Genomic DNA, 19,518 nt, shown 5'->3' on the forward strand with positions numbered 1-19,518 from the left:
CCGGCGTGTGCCGGCCCATCCGTTTGCCTGACTTATTGCTGCTTGCCACGAGGCTACTCATGAACCGCGAAGAATTCCTGCGCCTGGCCGCTGCCGGCTACAACCGCATCCCCCTGGCCTGTGAAACCCTGGCCGACTTCGACACGCCGCTGTCGATCTACCTGAAACTGGCCGACCAACCCAACTCGTACCTGCTCGAATCGGTTCAGGGCGGCGAAAAGTGGGGCCGTTACTCGATGATTGGCCTGCCGTCGCGCACCGTGATGCGCGTTCACGGCTACCACGTCAGCATCCTGCAGGATGGCATCGAGGTGGAAAGCCACGATGTCGAAGACCCGCTGGCGTTCGTCGAAAGCTTCAAGGACCGTTACAAGGTCGCCGACATCCCTGGCCTGCCGCGCTTCAACGGCGGCCTGGTCGGCTACTTCGGCTACGACTGCGTGCGTTATGTGGAAAAGCGCCTGGGCGCCAGTCCCAACCCGGACCCGCTGGGTGTGCCGGATATCCTGCTGATGGTGTCCGATGCTGTCGTGGTGTTCGACAACCTGGCAGGCAAGATGCACGCGATCGTGCTGGTCGACCCGGCTGAAGCGCACGCCTTCGAACAGGGCCAGGCACGGCTGCAAGGCCTGCTGGAAACCCTGCGTCAGCCGATCACCCCGCGCCGTGGCCTGGACTTGAGTGGCCCTCAGGCCGCCGAGCCGGAATTCCGCTCCAGCTACACCCGCGAGGACTACGAGAACGCCGTCGGCCGTATCAAGGAATACATCCTGGCCGGTGACTGCATGCAAGTGGTGCCGTCGCAGCGCATGTCCATCGACTTCAAGGCTGCGCCTATCGACCTGTACCGCGCCCTGCGTTGCTTCAACCCGACGCCCTACATGTACTTCTTCAACTTCGGTGACTTCCATGTGGTTGGCAGTTCGCCCGAGGTGCTGGTGCGTGTCGAGGACAACCTGGTTACCGTGCGCCCGATTGCCGGTACTCGCCCGCGTGGTGCGACTGAAGAGGCCGACCGTGCGCTGGAAGACGACCTGCTGTCGGACGACAAGGAGATCGCCGAGCACCTGATGCTGATCGACCTGGGCCGTAACGACGTGGGCCGTGTGTCCTCGACCGGCAGCGTGCGTCTGACCGAGAAGATGGTGATCGAGCGTTATTCCAACGTGATGCACATTGTCTCCAACGTCACCGGCCAGCTGCGTGAAGGGCTGACGGCGATGGATGCGCTGCGGGCGATCCTGCCGGCTGGCACCTTGTCGGGCGCACCGAAGATTCGTGCGATGGAAATCATCGACGAACTGGAGCCGGTCAAGCGTGGGGTTTACGGTGGTGCCGTGGGGTACTTTGCCTGGAATGGCAACATGGACACCGCGATTGCCATCCGTACTGCGGTGATCAAGGACGGCGAACTGCATGTGCAGGCCGGTGGCGGCATCGTTGCCGACTCGGTGCCAGCGCTGGAATGGGAAGAAACCATCAACAAGCGCCGCGCGATGTTCCGTGCGGTCGCCCTGGCTGAGCAGACTTCAGCCAAGTAAATGGATTGGGGCCGCTGAGCGGCCCCATCTATTCAGAAGTCCACGCTGATCCCCAGGCTCACCCCCTGCTGGGTCAATTCATCACTCTTGCGCCAGTTGTAGTTTCCGCGCAAATGCACCCCTGCCACCACTTCATGGCTCACCCCCAGGCTCGCCCGGGTCAGGTCGCTGTTCGGCGTATACCCGGTCAGGGTGAAATCATTCGCCGGGAGGCTGGTCAGGTGCATGGTCACATCCTGCCGGTCATCCTCGAACTCATGTTCTTGCGCCACTTCGGCGAACAGCCGGGTACTCGGCAGCACCTGCACACTGCCCTGCAACCCCAGGCCCAGGCGGCGTGATGTGCGCTCCTGGTCATCGAAGCCCAGCGCTGTCGAGCGCCCGCTCTTCTCGTCGTAACCATCCACCTTCACCCGCGCATAGTCGGCACTGATGAAGGGTGCCAGCTGCCAGTTGCTGCTGTCGGCCGCCAGGTTGTAGCCCAGCCGCCCGGACATCGCCCAGGCCTCGCCATCAGTGTCGCCTTTTTCGCTGCGGTCATTCACGCCAAGGGCGAAGGTGCGCTTGAGGTCGCTGTAATCCAGGTGCCCGGCGGTCAGCGCGGCATCCGCCCACCAGCGGCCCTGGCGGTATTGGGCAAAGGCGCTGGCCAGATAGCTGTTCAGCGTGTAGTCCGAGTCGTGTTCGCCGGCTTCCAGCTTCTGCCGGTATACGCCTCCGGCCAGGCCCAGGCGCCAGGCGTCGTTCAGGCGGTAGCTGCCGCCCACGGTCAGGTTGTAGCCGCGGCCATCGCCACTGGCCGCGCTGCTCTGGCCGTCGAAATCCAGGTCCTGGGCGCCGCTGGCGACAAAGGCTTGCCACTGGCCAACGGCCTGCCAGGGTGTCTGCCACTGGTTGCGCAGTTCGTCCTGGTGGGCACGCAGGCTTGTGTGGGCCATTTCCGGAAGCAGGGTCAGTTCCCATGGTGCGGAGAGGATCGAGTAGGCGTAGTCGGCTATTATCTGTTGGCCGGCGATGGTGGGGTGGACCGAATCGTTGAACAGCAATTTGGTGGGGTCGGGTGATGTGCCGTTCTCACCGTAGACCGGGTGCGCTACACAGTTGCTGCCGCTGTAGCAGGTGCTGATCAAGCTGTTGCCATCCGCCAGGCCGAACGTGTTCGGGTCGGCGACCGCTTCTTTCAGCAGGGCGGGTACATTCAGCGGGATGATCTCGGCATCGACCTGCTCAAGCTGGCTGACCAGCGACTGGTTGAACACACTCGACAATTGAGACAGCGGGCCTTGCAAAGGCGTGCCACTGAAGTTCGGCGTGAGGCCGATGTCGGGCAGCAACCACACCATGATGTAGCGTGCGCCTCCTTGCTGCAGTGCCTGGGCGCTAGCCGCCAGTCGCCCGCCTGCTGCCGCAGCCTCTGCGGGACTGTTCACCAGGCCCTGAAAGAAGTCGTTGCCGCCACCGGTCAGGTAGTAGAGGGCATTGGGGTCGGCGCGCAGGCCATTGGCCAGGTAGCCTGGGCGTTCACGATACACAGTTCCTTCGCCCGGGTTGCCAGGAGGGACGATCAGCTGGGAGGTGCCGATGATCGAGTCGAGTATCTGCTGGGTGGTGTAGCCACCCACTGCCCAGTTGTTGCCATCCGGGCGGATCCCTATCGATGTGGAGGGGTTGAGGTCGTCAGGCGCAACACCCAGCTGCCCGCCGAGGATCATGGACGACACCGGGGCGAATGTTCCATCGGCCTCTCGGTTGGTGTAGCGCAGGCTGTCGGTGCCTCCCTCAAGGTCCGGGAACTGGCCGGCGTCACCAAGGCTGTCGCCGAACACGATCAGGGATGAGTAAGGCGAAGGTGCCGCCACGGCCTGGCAGCAGGCCAGTGAGAGGGAGCAGAGAGTGAGGCGTAGGTAATGCAAACGTTGCATGGGTAGATATCCTTTTCATTGTTTTTATGGAAACAGCCCGATTGACCTTAACAAAGCAAAGGTCTTTGTTCACAAGTCCATTCGTTACCCCGTGTTTACAGGCATATTGCGCCCGCCGCCCCGGTAGGCTACTGTGCCGGGACGTATGAGCGAGACTTATCCTGTGTTGATCGTCAGCAAACTCTTGATGCGCGTAATCAAGGCCCACGCCCGTTGGCGTTGGCGCGCCTGACTTTATCTCTTGCCGGCCCGCCCGGCCCGTCCCCGTTTGCCTTCTTCATTTTCTGCCCTTTGTGGCGAAGCCGTGCCCGTGACGGCAGCAAGAAGGTTCGAATTCTGAAGTCAGTAAGTCCAAGAGGTTTAACACCATGTTACTGATGATCGACAATTACGACTCATTCACTTACAACGTCGTTCAGTACCTTGGCGAGCTCGGTGCTGAGGTGAAGGTCATTCGCAATGACGAAATGACCATCGCACAGATCGAAGCACTCAACCCTGAGCGCATCGTCGTATCCCCTGGCCCGTGCACACCGAGCGAGGCCGGTGTGTCCATCGAGGCTATCCTGCATTTTGCCGGCAAGCTGCCGATCCTGGGCGTGTGCCTGGGCCATCAGTCCATCGGCCAGGCCTTTGGGGGTGACGTGGTGCGTGCCCGCCAGGTGATGCACGGCAAGACCAGCCCGGTGCACCACCGCGACCTGGGTGTGTTCACCGGGCTCAACAACCCGCTGACCGTTACCCGATACCACTCGCTGGTGGTCAAGCGCGAAACCTTGCCCGACTGCCTGGAAGTCACGGCGTGGACTGCGCATGAAGACGGCTCGGTCGATGAAATCATGGGCCTGCGCCACAAGACGCTGAATATCGAAGGGGTGCAGTTCCACCCCGAGTCGATCCTGACCGAACAGGGCCACGAGCTGTTCGCCAACTTCCTCAAGCAGACCGGCGGCCGCCGTTAAGGATCGAGCATGGATATCAAGAGCGCGTTAAGCCGTATCGTCGGCCAGCTGGACCTCACTACCGAAGAAATGCGCGATGTGATGCGCCAGATCATGACTGGCCAGTGCACTGAAGCGCAGATCGGTGCCTTCCTGATGGGCATGCGCATGAAAAGCGAAAGCATCGACGAAATTGTCGGTGCGGTGTCGGTCATGCGTGAACTGGCCGACAAGGTCGAACTGAAAAGCCTCGATGGCGTGGTCGACATCGTCGGCACCGGCGGTGATGGCGCCAACATCTTCAACGTGTCCACCGCTTCGTCGTTCGTCCTGGCGGCGGCAGGCTGCACCGTGGCCAAGCACGGTAACCGCGCGGTGTCGGGCAAGAGCGGTAGCGCCGACCTGCTGGAAGCCGCCGGTATCTACCTGAACCTGACGCCCCCCCAGGTGGCCCGCTGCATTGACAGCTTAGGCATCGGCTTCATGTTCGCGCAAAGCCATCATTCGGCCATGAAGCATGCTGCCGGCCCGCGTCGCGACCTGGGGCTGCGTACCCTGTTCAATATGCTCGGCCCGCTTACGAATCCGGCCGGAGTGAAGCACCAGGTGGTCGGCGTGTTCGCCCAGACCCTGTGCCGCCCGTTGGCTGAGGTACTGCAACGCCTGGGCAGCAAGCATGTGCTGGTGGTGCATTCGAAGGACGGCCTGGATGAGTTCAGCCTGGCTGCCCCTACTTTTGTTGCCGAGTTGAAGAACGGCGAAATCACTGAATATTGGGTCGAACCGGAAGACCTCGGCATGAAGAGCCAGAGCCTGCATGGCCTGGCTGTCGAGAACCCGCAAGCGTCGCTTGAGCTGATCCGCGATGCGCTGGGCCGTCGCAAGACCGAAAACGGCCAGAAGGCCGCTGAAATGATCGTGCTCAACGCGGGGGCTGCGCTCTATGCCGCCGATCACGCGATGACCCTGGCCCAGGGCGTGGAACTGGCCCACGATGTACTGCACACCGGCCTGGCCTGGGAAAAGCTGCAGGAGCTGGGTGCCTTTACTGCAGTATTCAAGGTGGAGAACGAAGCATGAGTGTGCCGACGGTGCTGGAAAGGATCATTGCCCGCAAGTTCCAGGAAGTGGCCGAGCGCAGCGCGCGCGTCAGCCTTGCCGAGCTGGAACGCCTGGCCAAAGCTGCCGATGCCCCGCGTGGCTTCGCCAACGCGCTGATCGAGCAAGCCAAGCGCAAGCAGCCAGCGGTGATTGCCGAAATCAAGAAGGCTTCGCCGAGCAAGGGCGTGATCCGCGAGCACTTCGTGCCGGCGGAAATCGCGGTTAGCTACGAGAAAGGCGGCGCAACCTGCCTGTCGGTGCTGACCGATGTCGACTATTTCCAGGGTGCCGATGAATACCTGCAGCAGGCCCGCGCGGCGGTATCGCTGCCGGTCATCCGCAAAGACTTCATGGTCGACCCTTACCAGATCGTCGAAGCCCGGGCCTTGGGTGCGGACTGTGTGCTGTTGATCGTGTCGGCACTGGATGACGTGAAGATGGCCGAGCTGGCGGCTACGGCCAAGGATGTCGGCCTCGACGTGCTGGTGGAAGTGCACGACGGTGATGAGCTGGAGCGCGCGCTGAAAACCTTGGATACGCCGCTGGTGGGGGTGAACAACCGCAACCTGCATACCTTCGAGGTCAGCCTGGAAACCACCCTCGACCTGCTGCCGCGTATTCCGCGTGATCGCCTGGCAATTACCGAGAGTGGCATTCTCAACCGGGCCGATGTGGAGCTGATGGCGATCAACGAGGTTTACTCGTTCCTGGTGGGCGAAGCGTTCATGCGTGCCGAGCAGCCTGGGCTGGAGTTGCAGCGGTTGTTCTTCCCGGAGCAGGTGAAGAAGACTGTTCAGCCACTGGACTGAATAAATGAAGCCGGCGTTTTTGCCGGCTTTTTTGTATGCCTGTCATGGCCTCTCGCGCCGGACCGCCGCGAAGAGGCCATCAATAACAACATCAAAGGTGGATCAATGACCGATCAACCCCTGGCCCTGACCGTCGAACAAGGCCTGCACGCCGAACAGGAATTGCTGGCCGCCGTGTGCCGCGGCGAACGCGACAGTGGCGTGCTGTTCTGGCGCCCCACCGACCATGCCCTGGTCATGCCCCGGCGCATGAGCCGTCTGGACAACTTCGAGGCCGCCTGCTCGGAGCTGGCGATTGCCGGCTGGCCGGTGCTGCTGCGTGAGACGGGCGGTGAGCCGGTACCGCAGTCGCATTCGACCGTGAACGTTGCACTGGTCTATGTCGCCCCGCGCAGCGAAGGTGATCATGGCCGCATCGAGAACGCCTACGAACGTTTGTGCCTGCCGCTGTGCGATGTGCTGCGCGAGTGGGGTGGGGTAGCGTCGGTGGGGGAAATTGACGGTGCGTTCTGCGATGGCCGCTACAACGTCAACCTCAATGGCCGCAAGCTGGTGGGCACTGCCCAGCGCTGGCGCCAAGGGCTGGGCGGCAAACGCCCGGTGGTGCTGGTGCACGGTGCGTTGCTGCTGGACAACGAACGGGAGTCGATGGTGGCGGCGGTCAACCGCTTCAATGAATGCTGCGACCTGGAGCAACGCTGCCGCGCCGACGCGCACATCGCCTTGCATGAAGTGGCACCCGAGGCGCCCTGGTTCGAGCGCCTGTCACAGGCCTACGCCAAGGTGCTGGCAGACCTGCCCAAAGACTAGCGGGTACCGTAGACCACCATGGTCTTGCCCTTGACCTGTACCAGGCTGCGCTCTTCAAGGTCCTTGAGGACGCGGCCGACCATTTCCCGCGAGCATCCGACGATACGGCCGATTTCCTGACGGGTAATCTTGATCTGCATGCCGTCGGGGTGGGTCATGGCATCAGGCTGCTTGCACAGCTCCAGCAGGCAGCGGGCAACCCGCCCGGTCACGTCGAAAAAGGCCAGGTCGCCGACTTTGCGCGTGGTGTTGCGCAGGCGCTGGGCCATCTGGCTGCCCAGCGCGTAGAGGATTTCCGGGTCCTGGCGCGCCAGTTCGCGAAACTTCTCGTAACTGATCTCGGCCACTTCGCACTCGGTCTTGGCCCGTACCCAGGCACTGCGCTGCTGTTCACCTTCCACGGGTTCGAACAGGCCCAGCTCGCCAAAGAAATCGCCATTGTTGAGGTAGGCAATGATCATTTCATGCCCGTCGTCGTCTTCGATGAGGATGGTCACCGAACCCTTGATGATGAACGACAGTGTCTCGGCCCGGTCGCCGGCGCAGATGATGTTGCTTTTGGCGGTATAGCGGCGGCGCTGGCAGTGCACCAGCAGCTTGTCGATATTCTTGATCTTGGCGGGTAGGGCGGAGGCAACCATCACGAAATCCTGTTCGATACGACGCATAGGCTTTTTATAGAGGTTGGCTGGCGGCGAGCGCCAGTCATTTGGCGCCAGCTTATCAGACACTACAGGATGTTTCGGTACTAAACCGACACCTCTCGTACTTTTCCCACAGCCGCACAAGGTCTAAGCTGACACCCTTTTCCGAAAATCAGGAGTCCGGGTAGATGAAGGCACGTATCCAGTGGGCCGGTGAGGCCATGTTCCTCGGCGAGTCGGGGAGTGGCCATGTCGTCGTGATGGACGGCCCGCCCGAGGCCGGCGGCCGCAACCTGGGTGTGCGCCCGATGGAAATGCTGCTGTTGGGCCTGGGTGGCTGCAGCAGCTTTGACGTGGTGAGCATCCTGAAAAAATCGCGCCAGGCGGTGGAAAGCTGCGAGGCCTTTCTGGAAGCCGAGCGTGCCAGCGAAGACCCGAAGGTGTTCACCAGGATTCACATGAATTTCGTGGTGAAAGGCCGTGCGTTGAAAGAAGCCCAGGTCAAGCGGGCGGTGGAGCTGTCGGCGGAGAAGTACTGCTCGGCTTCGATCATGCTCGAGCGTGCCGGGGTTGAGATTACCCATGGTTACGAGATTGTAGAGCTGGGTTGATTTCGAGAAGCCGGGGCTGCGAAGCAGCCCCGGCAATATCAACTCCGAAGTGCCGGCAGTGCAGCTCGCGCCCACGCTGGCAGCCATCCCCGCATCACTTGGCTCAACCGCTCCCGCCGCTTCTGGTAAACCAGGCCCAGCCAGATAACCCCCAGCCCGATCAAAGTCACTACCACCGGGAACAGCAGCGATTCGGCAAACACGTCGTACGACAAGTACCCCAGGTAAGCCGCCACCCCCAGCGCACCAAACACCATGAACACCGGCCGGCGCAACAGCACCGCCATGCCCATCAGCGCAATGTTGACCAGGCAGTACACGGCCTTGCCCAACTCACTGCCGCTGTCCAGCAGCGTCAACCCGCCCCAGAATGCCGCCAGCCCGGCCAGGTAGCCCCAGCGGGCGTAGTCCTCTCGCGTGCGACCATCTATGCCCAGGAACACCACCAGCAAACCCAACCCGAACCACAGCGAAACCTCGCGGCGCTGCTCCCAGCTGAACGGCGAGCCAAAGAACCATTCGCTCAGGTCCATCGACATGAACCATAACGCCACGGCCATCGGCATGACGATGAACGGGTAAGGGATCAGCCGCAGCATCAGCAACCCGGCAAGCACCGTGGCCGCTTCCATCGCCAGCCAGCCGCCCTGCACATAGGTGTAGTACTGGTGATAGTTGGCTTGCGCGTCGTCCAGTGGCCACCAACCGGCCAGGCGTTCGATGGCGAACACTGCCAGGGGCACGATGCTGACGGCCACCGCGGCCAACACCCCGGCAGCGACAGGCTGGGCACGCCGTTGCAGGTTGAGGGCAAACACTGTGAGCAGCAGGATGTACAGGCTGGCGATGACCAGCAGGGCGATGTCACCGATGCGCATCCACGCCTCGGTGAGCAGCCAGCCCATGGCCGCCATGATCAGCATGGCGCCAAAGTAGAAGGCGACATGGGCCAGCTGGAAGCTGCCACGTTGCGCCGGTTGCTGGCGCAGGAACTCAAGCAGGGCTTGGTCCTGCCCCGGCTGCAGAATGCCGGCTTGCACGGCGCGCGCCAGGTCCTTGGCGTCGAAACGGTCCGTCATGGTGATGCCTTCAGATGCGGTAAGTGCTCTTGGTCATGACCTTGGCCAGCAAGCTCATGCCAAAGCGAACCGGGGCAGGGAAGCGATAACCGCCGGCTTCCAGTGCGGACTCCGCGTGCTGCTCTTCGTCGATGCGCATTTGTTCGAGAATGGCCCGGGACTTTTCATCTTCCTGCGGGATCTGCTCCAGGTGCTCGTCGAGGTGCTTGCACACCTGGTGCTCGGTGGCGGCGACGAAACCCAGGCTGACCTTGTCGCTGACCAGCCCGGCGAGTGCGCCGATGCCGAACGACATGCCGTAGAACAGGGGGTTTAGCACGCTCGGGTGGCTGTTCAGTTGGCGAATGCGTTGCTCGCACCAGGCCAGGTGGTCCACTTCTTCCTCGGCGGCATGCTCCATGGCCTTGCGCACTTCGGGCAGCTTGGCGGTCAGGGCCTGGCCCTGATACAGCGCCTGGGCGCACACTTCACCGGTGTGGTTGATGCGCATCAGCCCGGCGATGTGGCGGGTCTGCTGCTCGTCGAGGTCGACGTCTGGCTGGACGATGGCCGGCGATGGCCGGGCGGGTTGGCCGCTGAAGGGCAGCAAGGTGCGCATGGCGGTATCGGCCTGCAGCAACAAGCGGTCGAGCGGCGAGTAGTGACGTTCGGTAGCCATCGGGCACCTCCGCAAGAATGTGCCCGACAGTTTACCGCAATAGCGGCGGGGTCGCTTGCCGTGGATCAGCCCGGCGGCCAGTTCATCTGGCGCTGGCCAAGCACGTGCATATGGATGTGGTAGACGGTCTGGCCGCCTTTCGGGTTGCAGTTCATGACCACGCGGAAGCCTTCCTCGCAGCCCTGCTCGACAGCCAGGCGCTGGGCGGTGAACAGGATGTGGCCAGCCAGGGCCTTGTCTTCTTCGGTCAGGTCATTGAGCGTGCGGATGTGCTTTTTCGGGATGACCAGAAAATGTACCGGTGCCGCGGGTGCAATGTCCTTGAAGGCCAGGATCTGGTCGTCTTCGTAGATGATATCCGCCGGGATTTCCCGGTTGATGATTTTGAGGAAAAGATCGTCCACAGCACTTGCTCCATGGTGAGGGTCGGGCCGAGTGTACTCAGCCGGGCGCCGCTCGCCCAGTGCCTATTCCATGCCGACCGGGCAATAGCGGCGGTGGATGGCCCCGGCCAGCTTGCGCAGCAGCCAGCGTGGCAGCAGGCGCGGGGCAAATGCCAGCCAGCGGTTGCGCCGGCCGGGCAGGATCAGTGCGCGGTTCTTGTCCAGCGCACGCACGGTGTACAACGCCACTTCCTCGGGGCTCAGGCAGCGTGGTTTGCCATCGAGCCGCGGTATGCGTCGGCGTGAGGAGCGGACCGGGCCGGGGCATAGCACCGAAACCTTGATACCGGTGCGCTTGAGTTCTTCGCGCAGGGCCTGGGAAAAACTCAGTACGTACGCCTTGCTGGCGGCATAGGCTGCCATCCATGGGCCAGGGGCGACCCCGGCCAGGCCTGCGACGTTGAGGATCTGCCCGCCGCCCTGTACGGCCATCAGGTTACCGATGGCGTGACACAGGCGGCTCAGGGCCAGTACGTTGACCTCCAGCAGGTCCTGCTCGTCGGCCCATTCATGGGCCAGGAACGGCCCGTAGCTACGCAGGCCGGCGCAGTTTACAAGCAGGTCGATACGTCGCTCGCCTTCTTCCAGCTCCAGCACGAAGCCAGACAGGCGCAGCGGCTGGCTGAGGTCGCAGGCGCGAAACAGTACCTCGACACCAAAGCGTTGGGTCAGCTCGATGGCCACCGGTTCCAGCGTTTCTCGCTGGCGTGCCACCAGGATCAGGTTGCGCCCGCGCCGTGCCAGGGCTTCCGCCAGGGCCAGGCCCAGGCCGCTGGAAGCACCGGTGATCATGGCGTAACGGGTCATGCAAGGCTCCTGGGGCCGGAAGAGGGCGCCTAGTGTACAGCTTGGCCGGGCAAGGTGTTGCCTTTTGCTACAAGGTGCGGGCGCGCAGGGCCTGGCAGCGTTCCAGTGCCTCTCGGTACTCGCTGTGCAGGCGCTCGATCAGGGCGCTGGCACTGGGCAGGTCGTCGATACCACCGACGCCCTGGCCCGCCGACCAGACGGTCTTCCAGGCTTTGGCTTCGTCGTCGATCGGTTTGAGCTTGCCCTGTTCGTGGCCGCTCTTGAGGGCATTCATGTCATACCCTGCCTGCTCCAGGCTTGGGCGCAGGAAGCTGGCAGGGATGCCGGATACTGCCGGGGTGTGGATGATGTCTGCCGCGTGGGCGCTCAGCAGCATCTGCTTGTAGGCATTCTGGGCGTGGCTTTCTGCCGTGGCGATGAAGCGCGTGCCCATGTAGGCCAGGTCAGCGCCCAATAGTTGCGCAGCCAGGATCTCATGGCCGTGGTTCATGCAGCCGGCCAGCAGCAGGGTCTTGTCGAAGAACTGGCGAATCTCCGCAGCCAGGGCGAACGGGCTCCAGGTACCGGCATGGCCACCCGCACCAGCGGCGACAGCGATCAACCCGTCCACGCCTGCTTCAGCAGCTTTTTCGGCGTGGCGGCGGGTGGTGACATCGTGGAACACCAGCCCACCGTAACCGTGCACGGCATCGACCACCTCCTTCACAGCACCGAGGCTGGTGATGACGATTGGCACGCGGTGCTCTACGCACAGGGCCAGGTCGGCCTGCAGGCGCGGGTTGGTCGGGTGGACGATCAGGTTGACCGCGTAGGGCGCGGGTGTCTGCAGTTGTGCCAGGCCTGCCTCGATCTCTTCCAGCCACGCCTTGAAGCCGGCGCTGTCACGCTGGTTCAGGGCCGGAAAGCTGCCCACCACGCCGTTGGCGCAGCAGGCCAGCACCAGTTGGGGGTTGGAGATCAGGAACATCGGTGCGGCAACCACCGGCAGGCGCAGGCGTTGTTCGAGCGAGGCGGGTAGCGACATGGCAAAGCTCCTTGTGCGGGTGGCTATGTCAGAACGGTTTGACCACCACCAGAATTACGATACCCAGCAGGAACAGCACGGGTACTTCGTTGAACCAGCGATAGTAGACGTGGCTGCGGGTGTTGTTGCCGCTGGCGAAGCGTTTGCGCTGGGCGCCGCACATGTGATGGTAGCCGGTCAGCAGGATGACCAGGGTCAGCTTGGCATGCAGCCAGCCCTGGCTCAGCCAGCCGGGGGTGAGGTACAGCATCCACGCGCCGAACACGTAGGTGGCGATCATCGCCGGGTTCATGATGCCGCGGTACAGCTTGCGCTCCATGGTCACGAAGCGGTCCTGGCTGATGCTGTCCTGGCTTTGCGCGTGGTAGACGAACAGCCTGGGCAGGTAGAAAAGGCCGGCGAACCAGCAGACCACGCTGACGATATGCAGCGCTTTGATCCATAGGTAAAGCATGGAGGGAGTTCCTTCAGGTATTCACGGTCGTCAGATAGTAGTGGTCAAGCGCCCGAAGGGTCACCCGAAGAGTTGTTACAGGCGCCTTGCGCCCCTATTATCGTGCGCTTTCCAGACGGCTCGTTGATAAGGGGCAAGCGTTATGATCAAGGTCGGTATCGTCGGCGGCACGGGTTACACCGGCGTCGAACTGTTGCGTCTGCTGGCACAGCATCCACAGGCCGAAGTGGCGGTCATCACTTCGCGCTCCGAGGCGGGCGTGGCGGTGGCGGACATGTACCCGAACCTGCGCGGCCACTATGACGGGCTGGCGTTCAGCGTGCCGGACAGCAAAACTCTGGCTGCCTGTGACGTGGTGTTCTTCGCCACCCCGCACGGTGTCGCCCATGCACTGGCCGGTGAACTGCTGGCAGCCGGTACCAAGGTGATCGACCTGTCGGCCGACTTCCGCCTGCAGGATGCCACCGAGTGGGGCAAGTGGTACGGCCAGCCGCACGGTGCTCCAGAGCTGCTCAAGGACGCGGTGTACGGCCTGCCTGAAGTCAACCGCGAGAAAATCCGCCAGGCGCGCCTGATTGCAGTGCCGGGTTGCTACCCGACCGCCACCCAGCTGGGCTTCCTGCCGTTGCTGGAAGCGGGCCTGGCCGACCCGTCGCGCCTGATCGCCGACTGCAAGTCGGGTGTCAGCGGCGCTGGCCGTGGTGCGGCAGTGGGTTCGCTGTTCTGCGAAGCCGGCGAAAGCATGAAGGCCTACGCGGTCAAAGGCCATCGCCACCTGCCGGAAATCAGCCAGGGCCTGCGCCTGGCCGCTGGCAAGGACATCGGCCTGACCTTCGTGCCGCACCTGACGCCGATGATCCGTGGTATCCACGCCACCCTGTACGCAAATGTCGTCGATACCTCGGTCGACCTGCAGGCGCTGTTCGAGAAGCGCTACGCCGATGAGCCGTTCGTCGACGTGATGCCAGCGGGAAGCCACCCGGAAACCCGTAGCGTGCGCGGCGCCAACGTCTGCCGCATTGCGGTTCACCGCCCGCAGGGTGGTGACCTGGTGGTGGTGCTGTCGGTGATCGACAACCTGGTCAAGGGCGCGTCGGGCCAGGCGGTACAGAACCTGAACATCCTGTTCGGTCTGGACGAGCGCATGGGCTTGTCCCACGCTGGCCTGCTGCCGTAAGCATCCTTGCTTTGAAAAGGCCCGCGTCGTGCGGGCCTTTTTGTATGTCGCGACTAAAGCCGCACAATTCTTGACCAATTTTCTCGGAGAAGCGGATAATGCGCGTCATCGAGTTTTAAGACGGCTACCGCGCCGGGAGAATCAACATGAGCGTCGAAACCTTCACCCCTACCGGTCTGGAATTCACCCATGGGGCAGCCCAGAAAGTGAAGAACCTGGTCAATGAGGAAGGCAATGAACGTCTGAAGTTGCGGGTGTTCGTGACCGGTGGCGGTTGCTCGGGCTTCCAGTACGGCTTCACTTTCGATGAGGATGTGGCTGAAGACGACACCATCGTCGAGCGTGAAGGCGTGTCGCTGGTGGTCGACCCAATGAGCTTCCAGTACCTGGCTGGCGCCGAAGTGGACTACCAGGAAGGCCTGGAAGGCTCGCGTTTCGTGATCAAGAACCCGAATGCCGCCACTACCTGCGGTTGTGGGTCCTCGTTCTCGATCTGAGGCCTGGCCATACGAAAACGCCGCGCAATTGCGCGGCGTTTTGCTTTCTGGCGTAGCGGTTAGGCCGGGTAGATTGCGCCCAGTACGCGCAGGCCCTTGGCGGCAGTGACGCTAGGGCGGTTGGCGGGGATGCCTTCCAGGCAGCAATGGGCCAGCCAGGCAAAAGCCATGGCCTCTACCCAGTCAGGGGCAACGCCGTGGGCGCCAGTGCTGGTGACGCGGGCTTCAGGCAGCAACTGGCCGAGACGGGCCATGAGTGCACCGTTGCGTGCACCGCCACCACAGACCAGCAGTGCCTCGGTGCCTTGTTGGGCATTGACCAGCGAGTCGATGATGCTGCGTGCGGTCAGCTCAAGCAGTGTCGCCTGCACATCCTCATCGCGGTAGGCAGGCAGGCGGGCCAGGTGGCCATCCAGCCAAGGTAGGTTGAATACCTCGCGGCCCGTGCTCTTCGGGCCGCTACCGGCGAAGAACGGGTCGGCCAGCAATGCGTTGAGCAAGCCGGCCTGCACCCCTCCAGACGCTGCCCAGGCACCATCGGCATCATAGGCCTGGCCGTGCTTGCGCTCGATCCAGGCATCCAGCAACACGTTACCGGGGCCGCAGTCGAAACCGTGGACCGGCTTGTCTTGCTCGATCAGGCTGAGGTTGCTGAAACCGCCCACGTTCAAGACCGCCAGACGCTTGCCGAGATGGCCGAAAAGGGTTTCGTGGAAGGCCGGCACCAGCGGCGCACCTTGACCACCGGCCGCTACATCGCGCCGGCGAAAGTCGGCGACCACGCTGATGCCGGTAAGCTCGGCGAGCAGTGCCGGGTTACCGATCTGAACGGTAAAGCCGCGCGCAGGCTCGTGGCGAATGGTCTGGCCGTGGCTGCCGATGGCGCGGATGGCATCGGCCTGCAGGCCCTGGCGTGCCAGCAGTTGGCGGATGCCTTCGCCTGCCAGGCTGGCCCAGCGATTTTCCGCCAGTGCCGCACGAGCGATCTCGTCGGGGCCGCTGCTACATAGCGCAAGCAGTTCCTGGCGCAGGTCGCCGGGCATGGGCAGGTAATGCGTGGCGAGCAGTTCAGGCTGCTCGCCTTGTTCGATCAGGGCAATGTCCAGGCCATCGAGGCTGGTGCCGGACATTACCCCCAGGTAGAGCGCCATGGCTTAGCGCTTGTTCGCTGCGAGCAGGGTGGCCTTTTCCTGATCCATGCGGGCGATCAGCGGCTGGCTCTGCTGCAGGAAGCGCTGGCGCTCGTTCCTGGCGATCGGGTCGGCCATCGGTACCTTCTGGCTCAGCGGGTCGACGTGCACGCCATTGACCTGGAACTCGTAGTGCAGGTGTGGGCCGGTGGACAGGCCAGTGGTGCCGATGTAACCAATGATCTGGCCCTGCTTCACGGTGCTGCCGGTCTTGATGCCTTTGGCAAAGCCCTGCATGTGGCCGTATAGCGTCTTGTAACGGTTGCCGTGCTGGATGATCACGGTGTTGCCGTAACCGCCACGGCGCCCGGCCAGTTCGATGCGGCCGTCACCCGCCGCCTTGATTGGCGTACCGCGTGGGGCGGCGTAGTCGACGCCTTTGTGGGCACGAATCTTGTTCAGGATCGGGTGCTTGCGGCCGGCGGAAAAGCGCGAGCTGATGCGGGCAAAGTCCACCGGGGTACGGATGAATGCCTTGCGCAGGCTGTTGCCGTCGGCGGTGTAGTAGGTAGTGTTGCCCTGCTTGTTGGTGTAGCGCACGGCAGTGTAGGTTTTGCCCCGGTTGGTGAAGCGGGCGGACAGGATATTGCCGGTGCCGACGACCTTGCCGTCCATCACCTTCTGCTCGTAGACCACGTCGAATTCATCGCCTGGGCGAATATCCTGGGCGAAGTCGATGTCGTAACCCAGCACGCGGGCCATGTCCATGGTCATGCTGTGAGACAGACCGGCGCGCTGGGCCGAAGCCGACAGCGAGCTTTTGATCACGCCATGGGCATAGGCGGTACGCACGACCGGCTTGCTGATTTCACGGTTGAAGGTGTAGCCCTTGGCGGTCTTGGTCAGGCGAATGGTTTCGAGGTTGCTGACCTTGCTGTGCAGGCTGGCCAGCTGGCCGTCCTTGTCGAGCTCGAACTGCAACACCTGGCCGTGCTTGAGCTGGCTGAACTGCTTGGCCTGCTTGTTGCTGGCCAGCAGGTCATGCACTGCATTGGCCGGCAGGCCAACCTTGGCAAAGAGGGTGGACAGTGTGTCGCCACGGGCCACGGTGACTTCGCGATGGCCAGGTTCCTTGGCTGCTTCGGCGACCGGCTCGGCGGCAGGGGCTTGCTGTTCGGCCTTCTGTGTCTCGGGGGTAGCGTCTTCGATCTGGGCGAAGGGCGAGCCTTGCTCACCTTGTGCCTGCACCAGAGGCGCAGCGCGGGATTCGTCTTTCAACTGCTCGGCAGGGCTTTCCAGCTCGAGGTTGAGGGTGGTTTTCTTGGCTTCCACTTCGCTGGAGGGAAATACCAGCAAAGCCAGGCTGAGCAGGGCGGCGATGCCGCTGGCGGCCAACAGATGGCTCTTCGGATAAAGCGGGGGCGCTTTAGGCGGTTCGTTGGTCATGGGCAAGGTGACTTTGAAAAAGGTGAAATGGAAAAGATGAATGACATGATGAAGATGAAATAACTGTATAAAATATAACCAAATCCATTTTCACGCAAGGGCGCGTAGACGCCGCAACCCCGTGTTCGGGTCACATTCCTTTGCGAAACTTGTAATTGACGGCCGATCTTGTATGGTTGGCTCCCCCTGAATCTGAGCCTTGCGGGTTTGTCTATGAAGTCGGTTGAAGAGCAGCTGGCGCTTATCAAGCGCGGTGCGGAAGAAGTACTGGTCGAGTCGGAACTGGTGGAGAAGCTCAAGCGCGGCCAACCTCTGCGCATCAAGGCCGGCTTCGACCCGACCGCGCCTGACCTGCACCTTGGCCACACGGTGCTGATCAACAAGCTGCGCCAGTTCCAGGAGCTGGGCCATCAGGTCATCTTCCTGATCGGTGACTTCACCGGCATGATCGGTGACCCGAGCGGCAAGAGCGCCACGCGCCCGCCGCTGACCCGTGAACAGGTGCTGGATAACGCCGAGACCTATAAGCAGCAGGTGTTCAAGATTCTCGACCCGGCCAAGACCGAGGTCGCGTTCAACTCTACCTGGATGGACAAGCTGACCCCGGCCGACTTCATTCGCCTGGCGTCGCAGTACACCGTGGCGCGCATGTTGGAGCGCGACGACTTCGACAAGCGCTATACCACCAACCAGCCAATTGCCATTCACGAGTTCCTTTATCCGCTGGTGCAAGGCTATGACTCGGTGGCGCTGAAGGCGGACGTCGAGCTGGGTGGTACCGACCAGAAGTTCAACCTGTTGATGGGGCGCGAGCTGCAGCGCGCCTATGGCCAGGAAGCGCAGAACATCGTGACCATGCCGCTGCTCGAAGGGCTCGATGGCGTGAAGAAGATGTCCAAGTCGCTGGGCAACTATGTCGGCATCCAGGAAGCGCCGGGGGTGATGTACAGCAAGCTGGTATCGATCCCGGATACCTTGATGTGGCGCTATTTCGAGTTGCTGAGCTTCCGTTCGATGGAAGAGATCGAGCAGTTCCGCGCCGATGTTGCCAATGGTGCCAACCCGCGTGACATCAAGATCAAGCTGGCTGAAGAGATTGTGGCGCGCTTCCATGGTGAAGAGGCTGCGGCCAATGCTCACCGCGCTGCGGGTAATCGCATGAAGGAAGGTGAGCTGCCGGAAGATCTGCCGGAGATCGAAGTGGCTGCGGCCGAAGACTTGCCAATTGCTGCTGTGCTGAACCGGGCTGGCCTGGTGAAGAACTCGGCGCAGGCGCGGGACCTGCTGAGTGGCGGTGCAGTGAAGGTTGATGGCGCAGTGGTCGACAAGGACTTCATCTTTGTTCTCGGTGCCACTCACGTGTGCCAGGCGGGCAAGAAGTCGTTTGGCCGGGTTACCCTCAAGGCTGAGTGATCGTCTGATGGTGTAGCTATATAGAAGCGGGGAGGTCGACAGGCCTCCCCGCTTTGTTTTTCAGCGATATTGAAGTTTCTTGAAATTAAGGGTTGACGCGCTTTCGAATCCCCTTGTAATGCGCCCCACTTCCAGCGACATCGGAACGAAAAACTCCTTGAGATTCAACGAGTTAAATAGTTAAGGTGGAGTTGAAAGGGCTACGATCGAATGATCGCAAGCGGTTAAGATGGTGGTTGACAGCGGCTTTAAACGCTGTATGATTCGCCTCCCGCTACGAGAGATCGCAGCGAGCCAAGTGTTTGAAGCTAAACGAGTTTCTCGCAAAAAACTTCAAAATAAACGCTTGACAGGCTCTGAGGAAAGCGTAGAATGCGCGCCTCGGTTGAGACGAAAAGCTCTTAACCAAACGCTCTTTAACAAATCGAATCAAGCAATTCGTGTGGGTGCTTGTGAGTACGGACTGATAGTCAAAAAGATTATCAGCATCACAAGTGACCATGCGAGAAATCACATAGTCATTTGAGATTGCTGAGCCAAGTTTAGGGTTTCTTAAAAACCCAAGCAGTATTGAACTGAAGAGTTTGATCATGGCTCAGATTGAACGCTGGCGGCAGGCCTAACACATGCAAGTCGAGCGGATGACGGGAGCTTGCTCCTTGATTCAGCGGCGGACGGGTGAGTAATGCCTAGGAATCTGCCTGGTAGTGGGGGACAACGTTTCGAAAGGAACGCTAATACCGCATACGTCCTACGGGAGAAAGCAGGGGACCTTCGGGCCTTGCGCTATCAGATGAGCCTAGGTCGGATTAGCTAGTTGGTGGGGTAATGGCTCACCAAGGCGACGATCCGTAACTGGTCTGAGAGGATGATCAGTCACACTGGAACTGAGACACGGTCCAGACTCCTACGGGAGGCAGCAGTGGGGAATATTGGACAATGGGCGAAAGCCTGATCCAGCCATGCCGCGTGTGTGAAGAAGGTCTTCGGATTGTAAAGCACTTTAAGTTG

Annotated in this window: 19 protein-coding genes and 1 rRNA gene (1 of these 20 running past the window's edge); 10 read left to right on the forward strand and 10 right to left on the reverse strand. The window is 61.8% G+C overall.

Translation table 11 applies throughout. From position 1 onward, the window contains the following. The first annotated feature begins 59 nt into the window (after nucleotides 1-59). Complete coding sequence (gene trpE / locus QQ992_RS02365) at nucleotides 60-1,541, forward strand: anthranilate synthase component I (protein ID WP_060499053.1); 1,482 nt, start codon at nucleotides 60-62, stop codon at nucleotides 1,539-1,541. Between the two features lie 32 nt (nucleotides 1,542-1,573). On the opposite strand, the gene estP is transcribed toward trpE, so the two are convergent. Continuing rightward, entirely contained in the window at nucleotides 1,574-3,463 is a 1,890-nt protein-coding gene (estP, locus tag QQ992_RS02370; RefSeq protein ID WP_286112133.1) for an esterase EstP, read from the reverse strand. A 368-nt stretch (nucleotides 3,464-3,831) separates the two neighbouring features. Between estP and QQ992_RS02375 the strand changes: the two genes are divergently transcribed. From QQ992_RS02375 to QQ992_RS02390, 4 genes are all read left to right on the forward strand, one after another. Continuing rightward, nucleotides 3,832-4,425 (forward strand): aminodeoxychorismate/anthranilate synthase component II, encoded by a 594-nt coding sequence (locus QQ992_RS02375; RefSeq protein ID WP_016715787.1) that lies wholly within the window; start codon nucleotides 3,832-3,834, stop codon nucleotides 4,423-4,425. 9 nt (nucleotides 4,426-4,434) lie between these two features. Then, on the forward strand, nucleotides 4,435-5,484 hold the full coding sequence (gene trpD, locus QQ992_RS02380; RefSeq protein ID WP_286112134.1) for an anthranilate phosphoribosyltransferase: 1,050 nt from the start codon (nucleotides 4,435-4,437) through the stop codon (nucleotides 5,482-5,484). After that, nucleotides 5,481-6,314: an indole-3-glycerol phosphate synthase TrpC gene (gene trpC / locus QQ992_RS02385; RefSeq protein WP_105947271.1), complete on the forward strand. Its 834-nt coding sequence runs from the start codon at nucleotides 5,481-5,483 to the stop codon at nucleotides 6,312-6,314. The genes trpD and trpC overlap by 4 nt, the downstream gene beginning before the upstream one ends. A gap of 105 nt (nucleotides 6,315-6,419) precedes the next feature. Beyond that, a complete protein-coding gene (locus QQ992_RS02390; RefSeq protein ID WP_019097609.1) occupies nucleotides 6,420-7,124 on the forward strand; it encodes a lipoate--protein ligase family protein in 705 nt (234 codons plus the stop codon). Here the strand turns inward: QQ992_RS02390 and crp are convergent. Further along, entirely contained in the window at nucleotides 7,121-7,765 is a 645-nt protein-coding gene (gene crp / locus QQ992_RS02395) for a cAMP-activated global transcriptional regulator CRP (RefSeq protein WP_012270218.1), read from the reverse strand. The two genes, QQ992_RS02390 and crp, sit on opposite strands and share 4 nt — an antisense overlap. Nucleotides 7,766-7,956: 191 nt before the next feature. On the opposite strand from crp, the gene QQ992_RS02400 reads away from it, so the two are divergent. Continuing rightward, nucleotides 7,957-8,379, forward strand: a complete 423-nt coding sequence (locus tag QQ992_RS02400) for an OsmC family protein (RefSeq protein ID WP_119368640.1) — start codon at nucleotides 7,957-7,959, stop codon at nucleotides 8,377-8,379. A gap of 38 nt (nucleotides 8,380-8,417) precedes the next feature. On the opposite strand, the gene QQ992_RS02405 is transcribed toward QQ992_RS02400, so the two are convergent. The 6 genes from QQ992_RS02405 to hemJ form a co-directional block, all read right to left on the reverse strand. Further along, nucleotides 8,418-9,458 (reverse strand): DUF2157 domain-containing protein, encoded by a 1,041-nt coding sequence (locus QQ992_RS02405; protein ID WP_286112135.1) that lies wholly within the window; start codon nucleotides 9,456-9,458, stop codon nucleotides 8,418-8,420. Between the two features lie 10 nt (nucleotides 9,459-9,468). Then, the gene (coq7, locus tag QQ992_RS02410; RefSeq protein ID WP_110741672.1) at nucleotides 9,469-10,116 is read right to left on the reverse strand and encodes a 2-polyprenyl-3-methyl-6-methoxy-1,4-benzoquinone monooxygenase; all 648 of its coding nucleotides are present in this window, start codon (nucleotides 10,114-10,116) and stop codon (nucleotides 9,469-9,471) included. 65 nt (nucleotides 10,117-10,181) lie between these two features. Then, a complete protein-coding gene (locus tag QQ992_RS02415) occupies nucleotides 10,182-10,520 on the reverse strand; it encodes a histidine triad nucleotide-binding protein (RefSeq protein WP_003255518.1) in 339 nt (112 codons plus the stop codon). A 63-nt stretch (nucleotides 10,521-10,583) separates the two neighbouring features. After that, nucleotides 10,584-11,366: an SDR family NAD(P)-dependent oxidoreductase gene (locus tag QQ992_RS02420; RefSeq protein ID WP_286112136.1), complete on the reverse strand. Its 783-nt coding sequence runs from the start codon at nucleotides 11,364-11,366 to the stop codon at nucleotides 10,584-10,586. Nucleotides 11,367-11,433: 67 nt separating this feature from the next. After that, the gene (locus QQ992_RS02425) at nucleotides 11,434-12,390 is read right to left on the reverse strand and encodes an NAD(P)H-dependent flavin oxidoreductase (RefSeq protein WP_286112137.1); all 957 of its coding nucleotides are present in this window, start codon (nucleotides 12,388-12,390) and stop codon (nucleotides 11,434-11,436) included. 28 nt (nucleotides 12,391-12,418) lie between these two features. Continuing rightward, the gene (gene hemJ, locus QQ992_RS02430) at nucleotides 12,419-12,844 is read right to left on the reverse strand and encodes a protoporphyrinogen oxidase HemJ (protein WP_016715797.1); all 426 of its coding nucleotides are present in this window, start codon (nucleotides 12,842-12,844) and stop codon (nucleotides 12,419-12,421) included. Between the two features lie 142 nt (nucleotides 12,845-12,986). On the opposite strand from hemJ, the gene argC reads away from it, so the two are divergent. Together argC and erpA are read left to right on the forward strand one after the other, a co-directional pair. Next, entirely contained in the window at nucleotides 12,987-14,021 is a 1,035-nt protein-coding gene (gene argC / locus QQ992_RS02435; protein ID WP_016715798.1) for an N-acetyl-gamma-glutamyl-phosphate reductase, read from the forward strand. A gap of 146 nt (nucleotides 14,022-14,167) precedes the next feature. Beyond that, the gene (gene erpA / locus QQ992_RS02440) at nucleotides 14,168-14,518 is read left to right on the forward strand and encodes an iron-sulfur cluster insertion protein ErpA (protein ID WP_003255511.1); all 351 of its coding nucleotides are present in this window, start codon (nucleotides 14,168-14,170) and stop codon (nucleotides 14,516-14,518) included. 59 nt (nucleotides 14,519-14,577) lie between these two features. Here the strand turns inward: erpA and QQ992_RS02445 are convergent, their stop codons facing one another. Both QQ992_RS02445 and QQ992_RS02450 read right to left on the reverse strand, forming a co-directional pair. Beyond that, nucleotides 14,578-15,669 (reverse strand): anhydro-N-acetylmuramic acid kinase, encoded by a 1,092-nt coding sequence (locus QQ992_RS02445; RefSeq protein WP_286112138.1) that lies wholly within the window; start codon nucleotides 15,667-15,669, stop codon nucleotides 14,578-14,580. A gap of 3 nt (nucleotides 15,670-15,672) precedes the next feature. Further along, nucleotides 15,673-17,094, reverse strand: coding sequence for a peptidoglycan DD-metalloendopeptidase family protein (locus QQ992_RS02450; RefSeq protein WP_105947264.1), 1,422 nt, complete (start codon nucleotides 17,092-17,094; stop codon nucleotides 15,673-15,675). Between the two features lie 213 nt (nucleotides 17,095-17,307). Between QQ992_RS02450 and tyrS the strand changes: the two genes are divergently transcribed. Next, nucleotides 17,308-18,507, forward strand: coding sequence for a tyrosine--tRNA ligase (tyrS, locus tag QQ992_RS02455; RefSeq protein WP_016715801.1), 1,200 nt, complete (start codon nucleotides 17,308-17,310; stop codon nucleotides 18,505-18,507). A 572-nt stretch (nucleotides 18,508-19,079) separates the two neighbouring features. Beyond that, nucleotides 19,080-19,518: ribosomal RNA gene (locus QQ992_RS02460) — 16S ribosomal RNA — on the forward strand (it continues 1,098 nt past the right edge of the window).

This window comes from Pseudomonas kurunegalensis (assembly GCF_030291635.1).
Lineage (GTDB): Bacteria > Pseudomonadota > Gammaproteobacteria > Pseudomonadales > Pseudomonadaceae > Aquipseudomonas > Aquipseudomonas monteilii.

Bases quoted from the DNA above. Each gene is read 5' to 3' on its own strand.
- trpE (WP_060499053.1), top strand. From the start codon at position 60: ATGAACCGCGAAGAATTCCTGCGCCTGGCCGCTGCCGGCTACAACCGC.
- estP (WP_286112133.1), bottom strand. From the start codon at position 3,463: ATGCAACGTTTGCATTACCTACGCCTCACTCTCTGCTCCCTCTCACTG.
- QQ992_RS02375 (WP_016715787.1), top strand. From the start codon at position 3,832: ATGTTACTGATGATCGACAATTACGACTCATTCACTTACAACGTCGTT.
- trpD (WP_286112134.1), top strand. From the start codon at position 4,435: ATGGATATCAAGAGCGCGTTAAGCCGTATCGTCGGCCAGCTGGACCTC.
- trpC (WP_105947271.1), top strand. From the start codon at position 5,481: ATGAGTGTGCCGACGGTGCTGGAAAGGATCATTGCCCGCAAGTTCCAG.
- QQ992_RS02390 (WP_019097609.1), top strand. From the start codon at position 6,420: ATGACCGATCAACCCCTGGCCCTGACCGTCGAACAAGGCCTGCACGCC.
- crp (WP_012270218.1), bottom strand. From the start codon at position 7,765: ATGGTTGCCTCCGCCCTACCCGCCAAGATCAAGAATATCGACAAGCTG.
- QQ992_RS02400 (WP_119368640.1), top strand. From the start codon at position 7,957: ATGAAGGCACGTATCCAGTGGGCCGGTGAGGCCATGTTCCTCGGCGAG.
- QQ992_RS02405 (WP_286112135.1), bottom strand. From the start codon at position 9,458: ATGACGGACCGTTTCGACGCCAAGGACCTGGCGCGCGCCGTGCAAGCC.
- coq7 (WP_110741672.1), bottom strand. From the start codon at position 10,116: ATGGCTACCGAACGTCACTACTCGCCGCTCGACCGCTTGTTGCTGCAG.
- QQ992_RS02420 (WP_286112136.1), bottom strand. From the start codon at position 11,366: ATGACCCGTTACGCCATGATCACCGGTGCTTCCAGCGGCCTGGGCCTG.
- QQ992_RS02425 (WP_286112137.1), bottom strand. From the start codon at position 12,390: ATGTCGCTACCCGCCTCGCTCGAACAACGCCTGCGCCTGCCGGTGGTT.
- hemJ (WP_016715797.1), bottom strand. From the start codon at position 12,844: ATGCTTTACCTATGGATCAAAGCGCTGCATATCGTCAGCGTGGTCTGC.
- argC (WP_016715798.1), top strand. From the start codon at position 12,987: ATGATCAAGGTCGGTATCGTCGGCGGCACGGGTTACACCGGCGTCGAA.
- erpA (WP_003255511.1), top strand. From the start codon at position 14,168: ATGAGCGTCGAAACCTTCACCCCTACCGGTCTGGAATTCACCCATGGG.
- QQ992_RS02445 (WP_286112138.1), bottom strand. From the start codon at position 15,669: ATGGCGCTCTACCTGGGGGTAATGTCCGGCACCAGCCTCGATGGCCTG.
- QQ992_RS02450 (WP_105947264.1), bottom strand. From the start codon at position 17,094: ATGACCAACGAACCGCCTAAAGCGCCCCCGCTTTATCCGAAGAGCCAT.
- tyrS (WP_016715801.1), top strand. From the start codon at position 17,308: ATGAAGTCGGTTGAAGAGCAGCTGGCGCTTATCAAGCGCGGTGCGGAA.